Annotated in this window: 16 protein-coding genes; 10 read left to right on the forward strand and 6 right to left on the reverse strand. The window is 66.0% G+C overall.

The genetic code is table 11. The annotated features are described in order from the left end of the window. Positions 1-84: 84 nt before the first annotated feature. From BMX99_RS12300 to BMX99_RS12315, 4 genes are read left to right on the forward strand one after another with little or no spacing between them, the layout of a single operon-like run. Positions 85-1,086: an ABC transporter permease gene (locus BMX99_RS12300; RefSeq protein WP_093452154.1), complete on the forward strand. Its 1,002-nt coding sequence runs from the start codon at positions 85-87 to the stop codon at positions 1,084-1,086. Continuing rightward, entirely contained in the window at positions 1,083-2,009 is a 927-nt protein-coding gene (locus BMX99_RS12305) for an ABC transporter permease (RefSeq protein WP_093452156.1), read from the forward strand. Before BMX99_RS12300 ends, BMX99_RS12305 begins: the two co-directional genes overlap by 4 nt. Next, on the forward strand, positions 2,009-3,007 hold the full coding sequence (locus BMX99_RS12310) for an ABC transporter ATP-binding protein (RefSeq protein ID WP_093452158.1): 999 nt from the start codon (positions 2,009-2,011) through the stop codon (positions 3,005-3,007). The genes BMX99_RS12305 and BMX99_RS12310 overlap by 1 nt, the downstream gene beginning before the upstream one ends. Next, positions 3,004-4,071: an ABC transporter ATP-binding protein gene (locus BMX99_RS12315; protein ID WP_093452161.1), complete on the forward strand. Its 1,068-nt coding sequence runs from the start codon at positions 3,004-3,006 to the stop codon at positions 4,069-4,071. Before BMX99_RS12310 ends, BMX99_RS12315 begins: the two co-directional genes overlap by 4 nt. 3 nt (positions 4,072-4,074) lie before the next feature. Here BMX99_RS12315 and BMX99_RS12320 read toward each other — a convergent pair whose 3' ends face one another. After that, the gene (locus tag BMX99_RS12320; protein WP_093452164.1) at positions 4,075-5,298 is read right to left on the reverse strand and encodes a sensor histidine kinase; all 1,224 of its coding nucleotides are present in this window, start codon (positions 5,296-5,298) and stop codon (positions 4,075-4,077) included. A 28-nt stretch (positions 5,299-5,326) separates the two neighbouring features. Further along, a complete protein-coding gene (locus BMX99_RS12325; protein ID WP_212632867.1) occupies positions 5,327-6,022 on the reverse strand; it encodes a response regulator transcription factor in 696 nt (231 codons plus the stop codon). Positions 6,023-6,149: 127 nt separating this feature from the next. Between BMX99_RS12325 and BMX99_RS12330 the strand changes: the two genes are divergently transcribed. From BMX99_RS12330 to BMX99_RS12340, 3 genes are read left to right on the forward strand one after another with little or no spacing between them, the layout of a single operon-like run. Next, on the forward strand, positions 6,150-7,580 hold the full coding sequence (locus BMX99_RS12330; RefSeq protein WP_170848733.1) for an efflux transporter outer membrane subunit: 1,431 nt from the start codon (positions 6,150-6,152) through the stop codon (positions 7,578-7,580). A 1-nt stretch (position 7,581) separates the two neighbouring features. Beyond that, entirely contained in the window at positions 7,582-8,781 is a 1,200-nt protein-coding gene (locus BMX99_RS12335; RefSeq protein WP_093452175.1) for an efflux RND transporter periplasmic adaptor subunit, read from the forward strand. Next, the gene (locus BMX99_RS12340; protein WP_093452177.1) at positions 8,778-11,864 is read left to right on the forward strand and encodes an efflux RND transporter permease subunit; all 3,087 of its coding nucleotides are present in this window, start codon (positions 8,778-8,780) and stop codon (positions 11,862-11,864) included. Before BMX99_RS12335 ends, BMX99_RS12340 begins: the two co-directional genes overlap by 4 nt. A gap of 222 nt (positions 11,865-12,086) precedes the next feature. On the opposite strand, the gene BMX99_RS12345 is transcribed toward BMX99_RS12340, so the two are convergent. The 4 genes from BMX99_RS12345 to BMX99_RS12360 form a co-directional block, all read right to left on the reverse strand. Next, positions 12,087-13,382 (reverse strand): TRAP transporter large permease, encoded by a 1,296-nt coding sequence (locus BMX99_RS12345; RefSeq protein WP_093452179.1) that lies wholly within the window; start codon positions 13,380-13,382, stop codon positions 12,087-12,089. Then, positions 13,375-13,896 (reverse strand): TRAP transporter small permease, encoded by a 522-nt coding sequence (locus BMX99_RS12350; RefSeq protein ID WP_093452181.1) that lies wholly within the window; start codon positions 13,894-13,896, stop codon positions 13,375-13,377. The genes BMX99_RS12345 and BMX99_RS12350 overlap by 8 nt, the downstream gene beginning before the upstream one ends. A 104-nt stretch (positions 13,897-14,000) precedes the next feature. Continuing rightward, positions 14,001-14,975 carry a TRAP transporter substrate-binding protein DctP gene (dctP, locus tag BMX99_RS12355; protein ID WP_093452184.1) on the reverse strand — a complete coding sequence of 325 codons (975 nt, stop codon included), beginning with the start codon at positions 14,973-14,975 and terminating at the stop codon, positions 14,001-14,003. 21 nt (positions 14,976-14,996) lie between these two features. Then, positions 14,997-15,923, reverse strand: a complete 927-nt coding sequence (locus BMX99_RS12360) for a shikimate dehydrogenase (RefSeq protein ID WP_244525539.1) — start codon at positions 15,921-15,923, stop codon at positions 14,997-14,999. A gap of 141 nt (positions 15,924-16,064) precedes the next feature. Between BMX99_RS12360 and BMX99_RS12365 the strand changes: the two genes are divergently transcribed. From BMX99_RS12365 to BMX99_RS12375, 3 genes are read left to right on the forward strand one after another with little or no spacing between them, the layout of a single operon-like run. Then, positions 16,065-16,745 (forward strand): TetR/AcrR family transcriptional regulator, encoded by a 681-nt coding sequence (locus BMX99_RS12365; protein ID WP_244525538.1) that lies wholly within the window; start codon positions 16,065-16,067, stop codon positions 16,743-16,745. Positions 16,746-16,781: 36 nt separating this feature from the next. Beyond that, a complete protein-coding gene (locus tag BMX99_RS12370) occupies positions 16,782-17,708 on the forward strand; it encodes an alpha/beta hydrolase (RefSeq protein ID WP_170848732.1) in 927 nt (308 codons plus the stop codon). Beyond that, positions 17,705-18,193: a DUF3237 domain-containing protein gene (locus tag BMX99_RS12375; RefSeq protein WP_093452191.1), complete on the forward strand. Its 489-nt coding sequence runs from the start codon at positions 17,705-17,707 to the stop codon at positions 18,191-18,193. Before BMX99_RS12370 ends, BMX99_RS12375 begins: the two co-directional genes overlap by 4 nt. Positions 18,194-18,298: the final 105 nt, after the last annotated feature.

Here is an 18,298-nt window from a genome sequence, read left to right on the forward strand (position 1 = left end):
AAGTGAACCGGACATAACCCCCGCCCGTCCCGCGCGGCTTTCCCTTCGGCCGCGCGGGACCCAAGACCCCACAAGGTGTCCGCAATGAAATCCTTCCTGATGAAACTCGCCTCGGTCGTGGGCCTGCTGTTTGCCGTGGTGGCCCTGAACTTCCTGCTGATCCAGTTCGCACCGGGCGACCCGGTCGAGGTGATCGTCGGCGAGATGGGCGGTGCCTCGGACGAGCTGATCGCCCAGCTGCGGGCCGACTACGGGCTCGACAAGCCGGTGATCGTGCAGCTTGGCATCTACCTGGGCAAGATCGTCACCGGCGACTTCGGCTATTCGATCTACTACAGCCAGCCGGTGCTGACGCTGATCCTGCAACGCCTGCCGGCCACGATCCTTCTGATGATCAGTTCGGTTTCGGTGGCGGTGGTGATCGGCACGGTGCTTGGCATCTTCTCGGCCAAGCGGCCCAAGGGCCTGCTCAGCCACTTTGTCACCATCTTCTCGCTTGCCGGCTATTCCGCGCCGGTCTTCTGGACCGGGCTGATGCTGCTGATCCTGTTTTCCTCGATCATCCCGATGTTCCCGGTGTCGGGCATGGTCAGCGTGCGCGGCGTGGAAGGGCCGGTCGAATACGTGCTGGACGTGCTGCACCACCTTGTGCTGCCGACCGTCACGCTGGCCTCGATCTACATTGCACTTTATTCGCGGCTGGCGCGCGCCTCGATGCTGGACGTGCTGGGCGCGGATTACATCCGCACCGCCCGCGCCAAGGGCCTGTCGGAACGCCAGGTGACCTATGGCCATGCGCTGCGCAACGGGCTGATCCCCGTGGTCACCATGCTGGGCCTGCAGATGGGTCAGCTTCTGGCCGGTGCCGTGCTGGTCGAGACCGTCTTCAACTGGCCGGGACTGGGCCGACTGGCCTTCGAATCCATCCTGCGCCGCGACTATCCCACCCTTCTCGGCATTCTCTTCTTCTCGGCCGTGATCGTCGTGGTCGCCAACCTGCTGACCGACCTGGCCTATGCCCGGATCGATCCGCGCATCGGCAGCCGCAAGAAGAAAGCCCCCAGCCCGCAAAAGGCCGCCCAATGACACAGACCGCCATGGAGCCGACCTCAGCCATGTCCAAACCCGCCAAGGCCGCGTCCATCCCGGACGAAGCCGCGATCACCCCCGCGCATCCCGCGACCGAGTTCGTCCGCGCCTTTGCCCGCAACCAATCCGCGATCCTGGGCCTTGTGCTTCTGGCCCTGGTCTTTGCCCTGACCTTCCTGGGGCCGGTGATCTACCCGCTGAACCCCTACGAGATGGTCGACATGCCCTTTGCCGCGCCTGGCGGAGAGTATGCACCGCTTGGCACCGACTACATCGGGCGCGACATCCTTGCCGGCATCATCTCGGGCGGGAAGGCCACGCTGGCCGTGGGGGCGTCCTCGGCGCTGATCTCGGTCGTGATCGGCATCCTGATCGGGTCCTTCGCGGGCTACTTCGGCGGCTTCATCGACGCCGCGCTGATGAAGGTGACGGAATTCTTCCAGATCCTGCCCGCCCTGCTGCTGGCCATGCTGCTGGTGTCGATCTTCGGGGCCAAGCTGCTGACCATCATCATCGCGATCGGCATCGTCAGCTGGCCTCAGACCGCGCGCCTGGCCCGGGCCGAGTTCATGCGCATCCGCAAGCTCGACTATGTCAACGCCGCCCGCACCGCAGGCGCCAAGAACAGCTATCTGATCTTTGCGGTGATCCTGCCCGCCGCGCTGCCGCCGCTGATCGTCGCCGCCGGCCTGGCCGTCGGATCCGCGATCCTTTTCGAGGCCGGTCTGTCCTTTCTGGGCCTGGGCGATCCCAACGTGATGAGCTGGGGCCTGATCATCGGTCAGAACCGCAACTACCTGCTGGATGCCTGGTGGACCGTGACCCTTCCCGGCATCGCCATCTTCATCACCGTGCTGGGCATCAGCCTTGTCGGTGACGGCATCAACGATGCGCTCAACCCCAAACTAAGGAGACGCTGATGGACCCGATCCTTTCCGTTCGCGACCTGGTCGTCGAAGTCGACACCGGATCCGCCGTGCACAAGGTCATCGACGGCGTGTCGCTGGACCTTTACCCCGGCAAAACCCTTGGCGTCGTGGGGGAATCCGGCTGCGGCAAGTCGATGACCGCGCTGGCCACCATGGGCCTTCTGCCCGACCGCTTCCGCGTCGCGGGCGGGTCGATCCAGCTGGCCGGCGAAGAGATGACCACCGTCAAACCGTCCCGCCTGCGGCAATTGCGCGGCAACGCGATCTCGATGATCTTCCAGGAGCCGATGACATCGCTGAACCCGCTTCTGACCGTGGAACGCCAGATCGCCGAGGTCGTGGAACTGCACCAGCAGAAATCCAGGGCCGAGGCCCGCGACATCGCGCTTGAGATGCTGCGCGCCGTCCAGATCCCCTCTCCCGAGGCGCGGCTGGCGGCCTACCCGCACGAGCTTTCGGGCGGGATGCGCCAGCGGGTGATGATCGCCATCGCCCTGGCCTGCCGCCCCAAGGTCATCATCGCGGACGAACCGACAACCGCGCTGGACGTCACCGTGCAGGCCCAGATCTTCCGCCTGCTGCGCGACCTTCAGATGGACACCGAAACCGCCATCATGCTGATCACCCATGACCTGGGTGCCGTGGCCGAGATGGCGGACGAGGTCGCGGTCTTCTACGCCGGACGCTCGATCGAGACGGGGCCGGTGGCGCAGATCCTCGACACCCCCGCGCATCCCTATACCCGTGGGCTGATGTCCTGCACCCCGCGGCTCAAGCTGGGGGCGCAGGCGCGCGAACCCGATGCCGGGGCCCTGGGCGAGATCCCGGGCATGGTGCCGCCGCTTGGCCGGTTCCCCAAGGCCTGCCGCTTTGCCCCGCGCTGCGCCCTGGCCGATGCACGCTGTACCCATGACGCCCCGCCCAAGGTGGCCCTGAACGACGCCCACGCGGCCCTGTGCTGGCACGCGAAAGAGGAGGCCTTTGCATGACCCCCGCACCCGCAACGACCGCAGCCCCCCTGACCGGCACCGCCGCCGATACAGGCAGCCAGCGCGACACCCCGCACGGCAATCTTGTCGACGTCCAGGACCTCAAGGTGCATTTCCCCCTGGCCAACGGCAACGTGGTGCGCGCCGTGGATGGCGTGACCTTCAAGGTGGCCCGGGGCGCAAGCTTTGGCATCGTCGGAGAGTCTGGGTCGGGCAAATCGACCACCGCACAGGCGCTGACCCGGCTGGTCGATCCGGTCTCGGGTTCGATGTCCGTCGGCCGCCACAGCCTGTCGGGCCTGACCGGCGAACCCCTGCGCCTGGCGCGCAAGGACATCCAGATGGTGTTCCAGGATCCGTTTTCGTCGCTGAACCCCCGTCTGCGGGCGGGCAAGGCAGTGCGCGAACCGCTGGACCTGATGGGGATCGGCACCCGGGAAGAACGCGAGGCCCGCGTGGACGAGCTGTTCCGCGCCGTCGGCCTGCACCCCGACGCCAAGCGCCTGTTCCCGCACCAGTTCTCGGGCGGGCAACGGCAGCGGCTGTGCATCGCGCGCGCCATGGTGACCGAACCCCAGCTGGTGGTCTGCGACGAACCGGTCAGCGCGCTGGACGTGGCGATCCAGGCCCAGATCCTTAACCTGCTGAAACGTCTGCGGCAGGAAAAGCAGCTGACCTACATCTTCATCTCGCACGACCTGGCCGTGGTGCAGAACATCTGCACCCATGTCGCGGTGATGTACCTGGGTCAATTCGTCGAAACCGGCCCGGTCGAGGAAATCTTTGCCAATGCAAAGCACCCCTACACCTGGTCGCTGATGGCCGCCGCCCTGTCGCCCGACGACCGGGACCGGGGCCGCGAAAGGTTCACCGTCACAGGCGAACCGCCCTCGCCCATCAATCCGCCCAAGGGCTGCCGCTTTGCCGGGCGCTGCCCCTTTGCCCAGGACCGCTGCCGTGCCGAAAAGCCCGAGCTTCGGAAGATGGGCAAGGATCACAAGGTCGCCTGCCACTTTGCCGAAACCCTGACCCCGCCCCTGCCCGAGCTTGCCCTGGCCGGGTGACCCTCAGGCCTTGGGCAGGCGCAGCCGCAGGATCAGCCCGCCGCCATCCCGCAACCGGGCCTCGATCGCGCCGTCATGCGCCGTCACCGCCCGCTGCGCGATGGCCAGTCCCAGCCCCGATCCCTTCGTCCCCTCGGACGAGGCAAAGCGGCGGAAGGGGCTGAACATCTCGGAGAGTTCCTCGGGCGCGACACCGGGGCCACGGTCGCGGATCTCGATCTGCAGGGCCTGGCCGTCGTCGCGGGCCGCGACCTCGACCTCCGAGTGGTCGGGCGAATAGGCGATGGCGTTGCGCAGGGTGTTCTCGATCGCGCGGTGCAGCAGTTCCGCGTCGCCGGTCATCGGCAGACGGTCTTCGCCGGAGAAGTGCACGGAAATCCCGCGCGGCTCGCCTTCAAAACTTGCATCCGACAGGATGGGTTCCAGAATATCCATCAGATCCAAGGTCTTGCGTTCGATCTGCTGTTCGGGGTTCGTCAGCAGCGACAGGGTCAGAAGTTCGCTGATCATCCGGTCCATGCGGCTGATGTCGGTCTCCATCTGCGCCATCATCTGCCCGTGCCGGTCGGGATGTTTCTCAAGCAATCCGACCGCCGCGCCCAGCCGCGCCAGCGGCGACCGCAATTCATGCGAAAGGTCGTGCAACAGGCGGCGGCGGTTCTCGGCCAGGTCCTGCAACCGCGCGGCGGCGCTGTCAAAGGCGGTGCCCAGCTGCGCCATTTCCGATCCCAGCCCGACCAGGTCCTGCGACACCCGCGTCTGCAGCGACCCGCGCGCAAGCGCGCCCATGGCCGTGCCCAGGCGGCGCAGGGGCCGGATCAGCAGCCGCGTCAGCCCCGCCGCCAGCACCGCCGAGATCAGCGCGCCGATCGACAGCGGCATCAGCATCGGCTCCAACCGGCTTAGCAGCGACCGCGCCTCTGTCGGGGCCTGAAGGGCCAGGCAGCGCGCCATGTCGTCCGACACCATCACCCGCGCCGAACAGGTCGGATCGGGCACCACGGTGATGCCCGGATGCGCGGCTTGCAGCTGGCCCCAGGCGGATTGCGCGGCCTCGACCCCGCCCGTGTCGGCAAAGGCCTGCAGGTGGCTGCGCAGGATCTCCATTTCCAGCAGGATCTGCGTGTCGCGCGGCGGGCCAAGATCCAGCAGGGAAATCAGCGCCGCGAACAGCAGGGATGTCATCAGGATCGCGCTCCAGATGACGGCGAAGATGCGTAGATACAAGGGCCTGCTCCCTGGTCAAATCCTGGTCTTATTCCAGAACGAATTGATATCCGATGCCGCGCACGCTTTGGATCGGGGACCGCCCGTCGGCAAAGGTCCCCAGCTTTTGCCGGATCGACGAGATATGCACATCCAGCGCCCGGTCATAGGGGGCCAGCGGACGGCCCAGCCCTTCCTGCGACAGGTCCTTGCGGCTGACGGCGACGCCCTTGCGGGCGGTCAGCGCCTCGAGGATGTTGAACTCGATCCCGGTCAGCGCCACCGCTTCGCCGTTCCAGGATGCCAACCGCCGGTCGGTGTCCAGCACCAGCGGGCCAAAGGCCTGTTCCCCATGCGGGCGCAGCGATGGACCGGTGCGGCGCAGGATGGCCCGCAGCCGCGCGGCCAGTTCCCCCGGCGAACAGGGTTTCGCCAGGTAGTCATCCGCGCCCAGGTCCAGCCCCGCGATACGGTCGATCTCATCCCCGCGGGCGGTCAGCAGCAGCACGGGGATGTCGCTGTCGCGGCGGATCCGGCGCAGCACCTCAAGCCCGTTCAGGCGCGGCATCATCACGTCCAGCACGGCGATGTCGAACCGCGTGCCGGCCAGCGCGGTCAGCGCGGCCTCTCCGTCCGGGGCCAGGGTGACGGCCAGGCCCTCGCCCTCAAGATAGGCCCCAAGCAGGCCCGACAGCTCTGTGTCGTCGTCGATCAGCAGCACCGATGCCATGCGGGTCTCCCTCACTCTGTGCAGCTCCTTCTAGCCATGATCCTTGCCCTTTGAGTGGGGTTTTACCCTTCTTTTCACAGTCTTGACATAACTTAACACAGGCATGCGCCATGTAGAGGGCAGACGCTGCCGGAGCCTGCCGATGAAACCTGCCCTGCCCCTTTTTCTGACTGCCGCCCTTGCGGGCTGTTCGGTGCCCATTGTCGCGCCGCAGCCGCAACAGCCCGTGGCCGCGCGGTTTTCCAGCGCGACACCGGCCAGCACTGCGAATAGCGGCACGTCCGGCAATACCGGGCTGGACATGGGGTGGTGGTCGCGGATCGATGACGCGCAGCTGACCGAACTGTTGTTGCTGGCCCAGGCCAACAGCCCCGACCTGCGCACCGCCGCCGCCAACGTCATGTCCGCCCGCGCCCAGGCCCGGCAAAGCGGCGCGGACCAATACCCGGCCGTCACCGGTCAGGCCAGCGCCACCCGCAGCCGCACCGAAGGCATGGCGGCCACCGACAGCACCAGCGCCCTTGTCGATGCCACGTGGGAAGTCGACCTTTTCGCCAAGGCCGCCAACACCGCCCGCGCCAGCCACCTGCGGTCCCGCGCCAGCGAGGCGGATTATGCCGGGGCCTATGTCACCCTCTCGGCCGAGGTTGCCGACACCTACATGGACTACCGCGCCTGCAAGCTGGCCGAGGGCGTCTACCGCGAGGCGCTGAATTCGCAGCGGCAGACCCTGACCGCCACCGGAGACCTGGTCGATCTTGGCCTCTCGCCCGCCTCGGAACAGGCGCTGGCCCGCGCCAACGTGGCGAGTGCCGAGATTTCGCTGGAAAGCCAGCGGACCGACTGCGCGCTGGTGGCGCAAAGCATGGCGACCCTGGTCGGGGCCCCGCAGGACCGCATCCGCGCGATCCTAGCCAAGGGCGGCGGGCTTCCAGCGGCGAAACCCTTCCGCGTGACATCGGTTCCGTCGGACATGCTGCGCCAGCGCAGCGATGTCCTGTCAGCCGAGCTTGAATTCGCCGCCAGCCTCAAGGACCTGCGCGTCGCGCAGAGCGAGCTTTACCCCTCGCTCACCCTGGGTGGTACTGTCACCGCCAGCTCCCCCCAAAGTTGGAGCTTTGGCCCCGCCCTGTCCCTGCCGATCTTCAACGCCGGGGCCGCAAAGGCCAACGTCCGCAAGGTCAACGCCGATGCGATCGCCTCCGGTGAAACCTATCGCGCCACGGTGCTGAGCGCGGTGGAAGAGGTCGAAAACGCCCTGACCCGCCTGAACGGGGCCAGCCGCAGCCTGGGCAGCGCGCAGGTGCTGGTCAGCCAGTACCAACGCTATTTCGCCGCCGTGGACGAAGACTGGAAGGCCGGGGGCACCACCCTGCTGGACCGCGAAGACGCCCGCCGTCAGCTGCAGTCGGCCCAGCTGACCCGGATCGACCAGCGCGAAACCCTGCTGAGACAGTGGATCGCGCTTTACAAGGCCGTGGGCGGCGGCTGGCAGCGCCCCGCCGGGGACGCCGCAGATACCGTCGCCACCCAGACCGCGCAGGCCACCACACTTCAGAAGAAGGACAGCTGACATGAAGACGTCCCTGATCATCGCAGGCGGCCTTCTTGGCGTCGCCGCCGCCGCCAGCCTTGCCTTAAGCGGCATGCAGGCCGGACCCGAGGACAGCGTCCGGACCACCGACACCCCCGGCACCGCCCAGGCCACCGCCCTGACCGTCGCCGTGGCCACACCGCAAAGCGATCTCTGGCCGCGCGACATCCAGGCCAGCGGCTGGACCGCCGCCTGGCAAGAGGCCGTCATTTCATCCGAGGTCGGCGGCCAGCGCATCACCGCGCTGAACTATGACGTGGGCGACACGGTCGAAGAAGGCGCGGTGCTGGCCGAACTGTCCCGCGCCTCGCTTGAAAACGACATCCTGGAACTTCAGGCCAGCCTCGATTCCGTCAAGGCCGCGCAGGAGCAGGCCACCGCAGATGCCGACCGTGCCCGGCGGCTGCAGCAGCAGGGCTCGGGGTCGATCTCGGACCAGCAGATCAACGAATACCTGATGACCGAACGCCAGGCCCGCGCCGATGTGGCCAGCGCCGAGGCCGCGCTGGCCTCGGCCAGCCTGGATCTTGAGAACACCACCCTGCGGGCGGTCAGCGGCGGGGTGATTTCCTCGCGCAGCGCGACCCTGGGGGCCGGCGTGTCGGAAGGAGAAGAGCTGTTCCGCCTGATCCGCGACAACCGCATCGAATGGCAGGCCGAGGTGCCGCTGCGCCAAACCTTCGGCCTGAAGGTCGGCACCCCGGCCCGGATCCCGACTCCGATCGGCGATGTCACCGGCAAGATCCGCCGCATCGCCCCGAGTGCGTCCGACACCAATGGCCGGGTGAAGGTCTATGTCGATATCGACCAGCTGCCCGGCGACATCGAACCCAAGATCGGCGTCATGATCTCGGGCCGGTTCCAGACCGGCGAAGACAGCGCGCTGCATGTGCCGTCCTCGGCCGTGGTGCTGCAGGACGGCTTTGCCTATGTCTTCGTGCTGGAAGACGGCGACACCGTGCGCCGCCAGCGGGTCGAGACCGGCCGCCGCCAGGACAATCGGGTCGAGATCACCTCGGACCTGAAGTCCGACGCGCAGGTGGTGCAATCAGGCGGGGCCTTCCTGACCGACGGGTCGCGCGTGCGGGTGACCGACGCGGCACCTGTCGAAACCTCGGCCTTGTCCGCAGAAACCCCTGCCGAAACCCCTGAAACGTCCGCCGAAGGAGCCGCCGAATGAACTTCTCTGCCTGGGCGATCCGCAATCCCGTTCCGCCGATCCTGGCCTTTATCCTGCTGACCCTGACCGGGCTGATGGCCTTTGACCGTCTGGACGTGCAGAACTTTCCCGACATGTCCCTGCCTACGGTGTCGATTTCCGCCTCGCTTGACGGGGCAGCGGCGGCGCAGCTGGAAACCGAGGTCGCACGCAAGATCGAAGATCAGCTGACCGGCCTTGACCAGCTGGACAATGTGACCACCACGATCACCGATGGATCGGTCGAGATCTCGGTCGCCTTCCAGGTCGGCAAGGATGTGCAGATCGCCCTGGACGAGGTGCAGAGCGCCGTCGATCAGGCCCAGGGCGACCTGCCGACCGAAATGCAGGCCCCGACGGTCACGCAAAGCAGCCTGAACGCCTCGCCCCTGATCACCTTCACCGTCTCGTCCGACCGACTGGACGAGGCCGAGCTGAGCTGGTTCATCGACAACACCCTGGAACGCGCGATGATGGAGGTCGCCGGCGTCGGTGAGGTCGGTCGCCTGGGCGGCATCGACCGCGAGATCCAGGTGACGCTGAACCCCGACCTTCTGAACGGCCTCGGCCTAAGCGCGGATGACGTGAACACCCGGCTGGAACAGGTTCAGCGCGACCTGTCGGGGGGCGAAGCCGCAATCGGCGGTGCCTCGCAATCCGTGCGCGTCCTGGCCGCCGCCGACGATATCGAGGGCCTGCGCGCCACGCCGATCCCTCTGCCGAACGGATCCTGGGTGCGCCTGGACGAACTGGGCACCGTCACCGACACCCATTCCGACATCTCCTCGGTCGCCTATCTGAACGGCGAAAAGGTGATTGCGGCGCAGATCAAGCGCCTGACCGGCTATTCCGACCTGTCCGTGACCGAAGACGTGCGCGACGCCATGCAGGACTTCGCCGCCGAGAACCCCCAGGTCCAGATCGAGGAAGCCTACAACACCATCCTCCCGACCGAACAGAACTACGAAGCCTCGATGCACATGCTGTATGAAGGCGCGATCATCGCGGTGATCGTCGTCTTCCTTTTCCTGATGGACTGGCGCGCGACCCTGCTGGCGGCGACGGCCCTGCCCCTGTCGATCATCCCGACCTTCCTGGTGATGGATTTCATGGGCTATTCGCTGAACACCGTGACGCTTCTGGCGCTGTCGCTGGTGGTCGGCATCCTGGTCGATGACGCCATCGTCGAGGTCGAGAATATCGAACGCCACATGCACATGGGCAAACCGGCCTTCCAGGCCTCGATCGAGGCGGCGGATGAAATCGGCCTGGCGGTGATCGCCACCACCTTCACCCTGATCGCCGTCTTCCTACCCACGGCCTTCATGTCCGGCGTGGTCGGCATCATCTTCAAACAGTTCGGTATCACCGCCTCCGTCGCGGTCTTCTGTTCGCTGCTGGTCGCGCGTCTGGTGACGCCGATGATGGCCGCCTACATGATGAAGACCCATGCCAAACCCGACCGGGGCGACGGCTGGATCATGCACAATTACCTGATGGTGGTGCGTGGCGCGCTGCGCCGGCGCTGGATCCCGGTGCTGGGCGTGCTGGCCTTCTTTGCCCTGACGCTTGTGCTTCTGGGCAACCTGTCGACCGGGTTCTTCCCGGCCTCGGACAGCAGCCAGACCCAGGTCAGCATCACCACCGCCCCCGGCACGACCATCGAGGAAACCGATGCGCTCGCCCGCCAGGCCGCCGCCTCGCTGGAGGGAATCGAGCATGTCACCGGCATCTTCCAGGTCACCGGCACGGCCTCGACCGGGGGTGGCGGCGGCGGGGGCGGATCGACGTCCTCCGTGACCTCGGCGACCATTGTGGTGAACCTGACCAATATCGACGACCGCGATGTCACCCAGACCGAAATCGAAGCCACCCTGCGCGCCGCCGTCGCCGACATCCCCGGCGCCAGGATCGAGGTCGGATCTGGCGGCAACGGCACGGAGTTGCAGATCACCCTGGCCGGCGACGATTCCGACCGGCTGATCCAGGCCGCCAGCGCGCTGGAAGACGACATCCGCGCCCATGTGCAGGGCATCGGCAATGTCACCTCTTCGGCGGCGATGGAAAGCCCCGAGATCGTGATCACCCCAGACCTGACGCGCGCGGCCTCTTTCGGGGTGACGTCGCAGGCCTTGTCGGATGCGGTGCGCGTGGCCACCACCGGGGCCTATGACAGCGCCCTGTCGCAACTGAACCTACCCGAACGCCAGGTGCCGATCCGGGTGACGCTGGACACCTCGGTCCAGGCCTCGCTGGACGACATCGCGCTGATCCCGGTGGCGGGCACCGATGGCAACGTCACCCTGGGCAGCATCGCAGAGATCTCAATCGCCTCGTCCCCGTCGCAGATCGACCGCCTGGACCGGTCGCGCAACGTGTCGCTGACGATCGAGTTGAACGGCCGCAACCTGTCGGACGTCAATCAAGAGGTGCAGCAGCTGGAGGCCTACCAGACCCTGCCCGCGGGCGTGTCCTTTGTCGAACAGGGCGACCTGAAGCGCCAGTCCGAGCTGTTTTCAAGCTTTGGCAGCGCCATGGCCATCGGCATCTTCTGCGTCTACGCGGTGCTGGTGCTGCTGTTCCACGACTTCCTGCAGCCGCTGACCATCCTGATGGCCCTGCCCCTGGCGCTTGGCGGCGCGCTGTTCCCGCTGGTGGTTACCGGCGCGGGTTTTTCGATGCCGGCGGTCATCGGGCTTCTGCTGCTGATGGGCATCGTGTCGAAGAACTCGATCCTGCTGGTGGACTACGCGCTTGAGGCCCGGCGACAGGGCATGCCCCGGTTCGAGGCCCTGGTCGACGCCTGTCACAAACGCGCCCGCCCGATCCTGATGACCACCATCGCCATGTCCGCCGGCATGGCCCCCGCAGCCTTTAGCCTGGTTTCGGGCGACGGCAGCTTCCGGCAACCCATGGGGATCGTGGTGATCGGCGGGCTCATCACCTCGACCTTCCTCAGCCTGCTGGTCATCCCGGTGGTCTACACCTTCGTCGATGACTTCGAACATTGGATCAAAGGACTCTTCACCTCGCGCGCGCCACTCACGGATCCAAGCGCAGAGTGAAGACGGGCGGCGGCAGGAGGAGAGACCGGCTGCCGCCCAAGTGGGACGCTGTCCGACAGGCACCGCCGGGAGGGAGCACCCGTGCCTGGCGGACCATCCGCCCCACGACCAGAATTGTTCGATTAGTATAATATTTGCCTGCCTATTGACCGGCAGTACCGACAACAAAATCACAAAATCTATACGCCGGCCCCGCCGCCCATGGCGCGAGGCCGGGGAACCTTAGCCCTGATAGCCCAGCATCCGCGGCAGGAAGAGCACGAAGTCAGGCACGAAGGTGATCACCAGAAGCGCCGCCATCAGCGCCAGGATAAAGGGCCAGACGTCCTTGATGATCCGCGTGATCGGCTCGTCCGTGATGTTGGCTGTGATGAACAGCAAAAGCCCGTAGGGCGGCGTGATCAGCCCCAGCATCGCATTGACCACGACGATCACCCCGAAATGGATCAGGTCGATGCCCATGGCCTGAACCGAGGGGATCAGGATCGGTACGATGATCAGCAGGATCGCGCCCCCTTCCAGCACCATGCCAAGCGCCAGGAACAGGATGTTCACCACGATCAGGAACTGCCAGCGGGTGAATTCATACTGCGCCAGCCAGTCCGAGATCGACACCGGCAGCTGTTCGCGGGTGATGACGTAGTTGAAGGTAATCGCGCCGGCCACCAGCACCCCGACCGAGGCCGTCGACCGGGCCGAGCCCAGCAGCGCCTGATAGAACTCGCGGAAAGTGACCGACCGATAGAACACGGCCGAGATCAGCAGCGCGTAAAATGCGGCGACGGCGGCGGCCTCGGTCGGGGTCATGATCCCGCCATAGATCCCGCCCAGCAGGATCACCGGAAGCATCAGCGCCGGCAGCGCCTTCCAGGTGATGCGGGGCATGTCGCGCAGCGGCACGACCTCGTCCACGGGGAAATTGCGCTTGCGGGCGATGACATAGTTCATCACGCCCATGGCCAGCGCCATCAGCAGCCCAGGGGCCATCCCGGCGGCAAACAGGAACCCGACCGACTGATCGGACACAATGGCGTAAAGCACCATGGGGATCGACGGCGGGATGATCGGACCGACGGTTGCAGTGGCGGCGGTGATCGCGGCGGCATAGCTTTTGGTGTATTTCCCGTCGCGGGTCATCATGTTGATGATGATCTTGCCCATGCCCACGGCATCCGCCACGGCGGACCCGGACATGCCGGAAAAGATCAGCGACGACACCACGTTGACATGGCCCAGCCCGCCCCGGAACCGGCCCACAAGCGCCTGGGCAAAGCGCAGCAGCCGGTCGGCCAGCGATCCGATGTTCATGATGTCGGCGGCCAGGATGAACAGCGGGATCGCCAGCAGCGTGTAGTTGTTGAACAACCCCTGAAGCATCGTTTCCGACGCGATCGAGGGGTCGAAGCCCTTGAGGATCAGGTAGACAAAGCTGCCCGCCATCATGGCCAGCCCGACCGAGGCCCCGGCCAGCGACAGAACGACGATCAGGATCAGGGTCAGCGTGAAGGGATCAATCATAATCGTGGGTCTCTGCGGATTTGGACGTGTCGAACAACCGGCCCGACCCGGTGATCCCGGCCCATGCGGTCAACAGGCCCCGGACAGCGACGGACAGGGCGAAGGGGATGTAGATCAGGAAGACCCAGAAGAACGGCAGCCGCATATAGGCGGTCTTCTCGCGCATCATGAAGTCGATGTAATCCCAGCTGGCGGGCAGCGTATACAGGAAGATCGCCGCCAGGCTGAGGCCGGTCAGCACGTCCATGACCCGCCGCGTGCCACGCGGCAGCGCCGAATACAGCACGTCCAGCCGGATGATGTCGGCCTCGCGCACCACGAAGGCAAAACCGAAGAGGATCCCCCAGAGCCAGGCGATGGTCACCCATTCGACGGTCCAGCCCACGGGCAGGTTCAGGAAATACCGGAACACGATCTGCAGCAGGAAGGTGACGAACATGGAAAACAGCAGCAGGGCCAGGATATTCTCGGCCCGCCGTCCCAACCAGCCCCAGAGATACGTCAACCTGGTCATCTTTCCCCCTCACGGTCCTTTTCGGCCCTGTTCCGACACCGCAACGGCGCCGGATCGGTTCGGGACAGGCGGCCGACCCGCCTGCCCCGCAGTCCTGACGATGGTTATTTGCCTACCGCGACGATGGCGTCGACCAGACCCTCGGGCCAGTCGGCCGAGAACTTGGAGTTCGCGTAGACGTCCAGCACATGCGACTGGAAGGCCGCGTTGTCGGGGGCATAGACGGTCACGCCGCTTTCCTCGATCTTCGCGCGCAGCTCGCCCTCAAGCTTGATGGTCTCGGCGTCCAGCGCGGCCTCGAAATTGGCGGCGCATTCGGTGACCTTGGCCTGCTGCTCGGCGGTCATCTCGTTCCAGGTGTCGAGCGAGATGGTGAATTCATTCGCCGCGATCAGGTGACCGGTGGTGCCCATGTGGGTCATCACTTCGTGGAACTTCATGTTGTAGGTCGCCGGGAACCCGTTGTCCTGACCGTCGATCGCGCCGGTCTGCATGGCGGTGTAGACCTCGGTGAAGGGCACCGGCACCGGGGTGGCGCCCATGGCTTCGCCGACGAACTGCCAGCCTTCGCCCGGGGGCATGCGCAGCTTGACGCCATCCAGATCGGCCGGGGTCATGTAGGCCTTGTCGCCCTTGTAGCCCAGGTGGCGCGCGCCGATGTAGGGGATGGCCAGGATCTTGACGCCGGCCTCGGCCTCGATTTCCGCCTTCAGGTCATCCAGGACGTCGCTGTTGTAGACCGCGCGCATGTGCTCGTAATCGCGGAACAGGAAGGGCGTGCCCAGAACGCTGGTCGACGGCACCTGGTTGTAAAAATCGAAGATCGCCAGGTTACCCATATCGAGGTTGCCGCGCTGCATCGCGGTCAGCTCGGTCCCCTGCTTGAACAGGGTCGCACCGTGATAGGCTTGGAAATCAAAGCCATCGCCCAGGCAATTGCCAAAGCTTTCTTTCAGGATCGACGAGCGGACGTCGTTTTCCGGCACGGTGTCCGAGTAGATCAGCTCGAACTTGTCCTGAGCGGAAACGGCCCCGGCGGCGGCAATGGCCACGGCGGAAATGGTGGTGAACAAACGCATGGTATCCTCCCTTTTGCGTCTTTAGGTGTCGGCAAAGGCCTCGAAGGTGGCCCTCATCCGATCGGGGTCGGGCGCGAGGCCCGAAAACAGTTCAAAGGCGCGCACGGCCTGAAAGACGGCCATGCCGGACCCGTCCAGCACGCGGCAGCCCCGCTGCCGCGCTTGTGCCAGAAGTTCGGTTTCGCGCGGGAAATAGACGATGTCGGCGACCCAATGGCGCGGTTCCAGCAGGGCCGGGTCGATGGCGGTGCCCGGCAGCTTGGCCATGCCCATGGGGGTGGCGTTGACGATGCCGTCCGCCGCCTGCGCCGCCGCTGCCAGGTCGGTCACGGCGATGCCGCCGACCGCATCTGCGATGGCCTGGGCGGCCTGGATGTTCTGATCAAAGACCTGCACCTGCGCCACGCCCACGTCGCGCAGCGCATGGGCCACGGCCCCGCCTGCACCGCCCGCCCCCAGCAGAAGCACGCTGGACAGCGCAGCATCGGGAAGGCCCCGCCGCAGGCTTTCGGCAAAGCCCCAGAAATCGGTGTTGTGCCCGCGCCGCTTGCCATCGTGGAAGACGACGGTGTTCACCGCGCCGACCTTTTGCGCCGCCGGCGACATCTCGTCCAGCAGCGCCATCACGTCGCGCTTGAAGGGATAGGTCACGTTGAGCCCGGCAAAGCCCTGCGCCTCGGCCCGGGCCACCAGATCGGCCAGCGGCAGATCATGCGCGGGCTGGTCCGGGTCGATCAGGTCATAGCTGTAGTCCAGGCCAAGCGCCGCGCCCTCGGCCCGGTGCATCGCCGGCGTCCGGGACAGCTGAATGCCGCGCCCAAGCAGCCCGACCCGCACGACACGCCCCGCACCCGACCGCATCGCGGTCTCGGGGCTGGCCTGCGCGGCGCGTGGGGCCTGCGCAAGAAGCGGTGCCGGAAACGGCGCCTGGAACCGGGCGTCGGTCATTGTCGTGCATCCTCCCTCACCGGGGCGAGTCGCCCTGGAGTGGCCCAACAATTGTACGCAGCGGTACATTGCGTCAACAACTTTTAACTAGCCGTTTAAAAATACCCGTGCTAATCCTGACCCAAGGCAGGAGGAGTGCCCGTGACCAAAGAGCTGACAAACAAAGAAAAAACCCGCGCGGGCTGGAAACAGAACCCCGAAAGGGTAAAGCGCAACATCCTCAAGATCGCGATGGCCGAATTCGCCCGAAACGGGTTGTCCGGGGCCAAGATCGACGAGATTTCGGCCCAGACCGAGACCTCGAAACGGATGATCTATTACTACTTCGGCGACAAAGAGGGGCTTTATGCCCGCGCGCTTGAAGCGGCCTACGAAAAGGTCCGCGACGGCGAAAGCAAGCTTGATCTCGACGACCTCCCCCCGCGTGAGGCGCTGGCGCGGCTGGTCGCCTTTACCTTCGACCACCACCGCCGCAACCCCGATTTCATCCGCATGGTGATGATCGAGAACGTGCATCACGCCGACTACCTGCGCCAGTCCGAGATTATCCGCGACCTGAACGCCGGGGCGATTTCCCGGCTTGAAGCGCTGATCGCCCGGGGCGAGGCCAGCGGCGATTTCCGCCCCGGCGTCGATGCCACGGAACTGCACTGGCAGATCTCGGCGCTGTCGGTCTTCAACGTGTCGAACCGGCCCACATTTTCGGCGCTGTTTGGCAAGGCGCTGTATACGCGCGACGGACAGGACCGCCTGCGCGACCGCGCCGTGGCGATGATCCTGGGCGACGTGTGCCCCTCACCCCTGCCCCGCACTTCCGACTGATGTCACCGACGCCCGATGCGGCGTGAAAGGATCCCCATGCTGAACCCCCAGATCACCGCCTTCATGGACCGCTGGACCGCCGAATGGTCCAGCCTTCAGGGCAGCACCCCGCAGGACCGCCGGGCCCATTTCGAAACGGTGGCCGTCAACATGGCCCTGCCCCGCCCCGAGGATGTGGACCAAAGCCAGGAACACTGGATCGACAGCGCCGCTGGCCGGATCCGGGTGCGCGTGTTCCGCCATACCTCGGGCGGGACGCAGGATTGCCTGATCTATTCCCACGGCGGGGCCTTCATGCAGGGCAGCCCGGAAACCCATGCCGACATCACCGCGCGGTTCGCGTCCTGGAACCGGCAGACGGTGATCAGCCTGGATTATGCGCTGTGCCCCGAACACCCCTTCCCGGCCGCCTTCGACCAAGTCTGCGACGTGGCGCGCTGGTGCCGCGACCAGGCCGGGGAACTGGGCATCGACCCCGACCGCATCGTGATCGGCGGCGACAGCGCGGGCGGCAACCTGGCCGCCGCCGTGGCGCTGGCGATGAAGGACTTCGGCTTCCTCGGTCAGCTGCTGATCTATCCCTGCACCGAATTCGACACCACGCGCCCCTCGATGATCGCCAATGCCGAAGCCCCCTTGCTGCAGACCAAGGGCATGTCGGCTGTGAACCGCATGTACGTGGGCGGTGAGGCGAACGAACACCTGCTGTCCACCGATCCCCGCGTCGCGCCCTACGTGGCCGCCGATCACAGCGGGCTTGCCCCCGCCTTTGTCGCGGTGGCCGAAAACGACCCGCTTTACGACAGCGGCGTGATCTATGCCGAAAAGCTGCGTGCCGCCGGGGTGCCCACGGAACTGGACCTGGGCGACGGGCTGATCCACGGTTACCTGCGCGCGATGGAGTATTGCGACGACAGTCGCGCCAAACTGCAGAAGATGGCCGCCTGGATGGCCGCCCTATGACCGCGATCGTGGCCCATGCCCTCGACCCGGTGGTGCCCGAGCTTGAGAAGGTCTTTACCATCCGGGCCGAGATCGACGCGCCCCTGTCCGCCGGCCCTGCCCCACATGGCGAACGGCTGCATATCCCGATCACCGGCGGGCGCGTGGACGGCCCCCGGCTTAGCGGTCAGATACTGCCCGGCGGCTCGGACTGGCCGCTGATCGGCCCCGACGGCCATTCCCGCATCGAGGCGCATTACACCATCCAGGCCGATGACGGCACGCTGATCCGGGTGACCAACCGCGGGTTGCGGACCTCATCCCCCGAGGTGCGGGCGCGGCTGCGCAGCGGCGAACAGGTGCTGCCGTCTGAATACTACATGCGCGCGGCCCCGGTGTTTGACGCGCCCGACGGCCCGCACCGCTGGCTGTCCGAGACGCTTTTCGTCTGTTCCATCGCGCCGCGCGGCCGGGTGATCGTGATCGACGTCTACCGCGTCGGCTAGGCCCCGCTCACATCTGCGCCAGAGGTACGTGGCAACCCTTGGAATGGGGTGCCTCCGTACCTACGTCCCTGACAACACAGATCTGTTTGAAAAGATGTTGAAAGG

Source organism: Pseudooceanicola nitratireducens (assembly GCF_900109195.1).
Classification (GTDB): domain Bacteria; phylum Pseudomonadota; class Alphaproteobacteria; order Rhodobacterales; family Rhodobacteraceae; genus Pseudooceanicola; species Pseudooceanicola nitratireducens.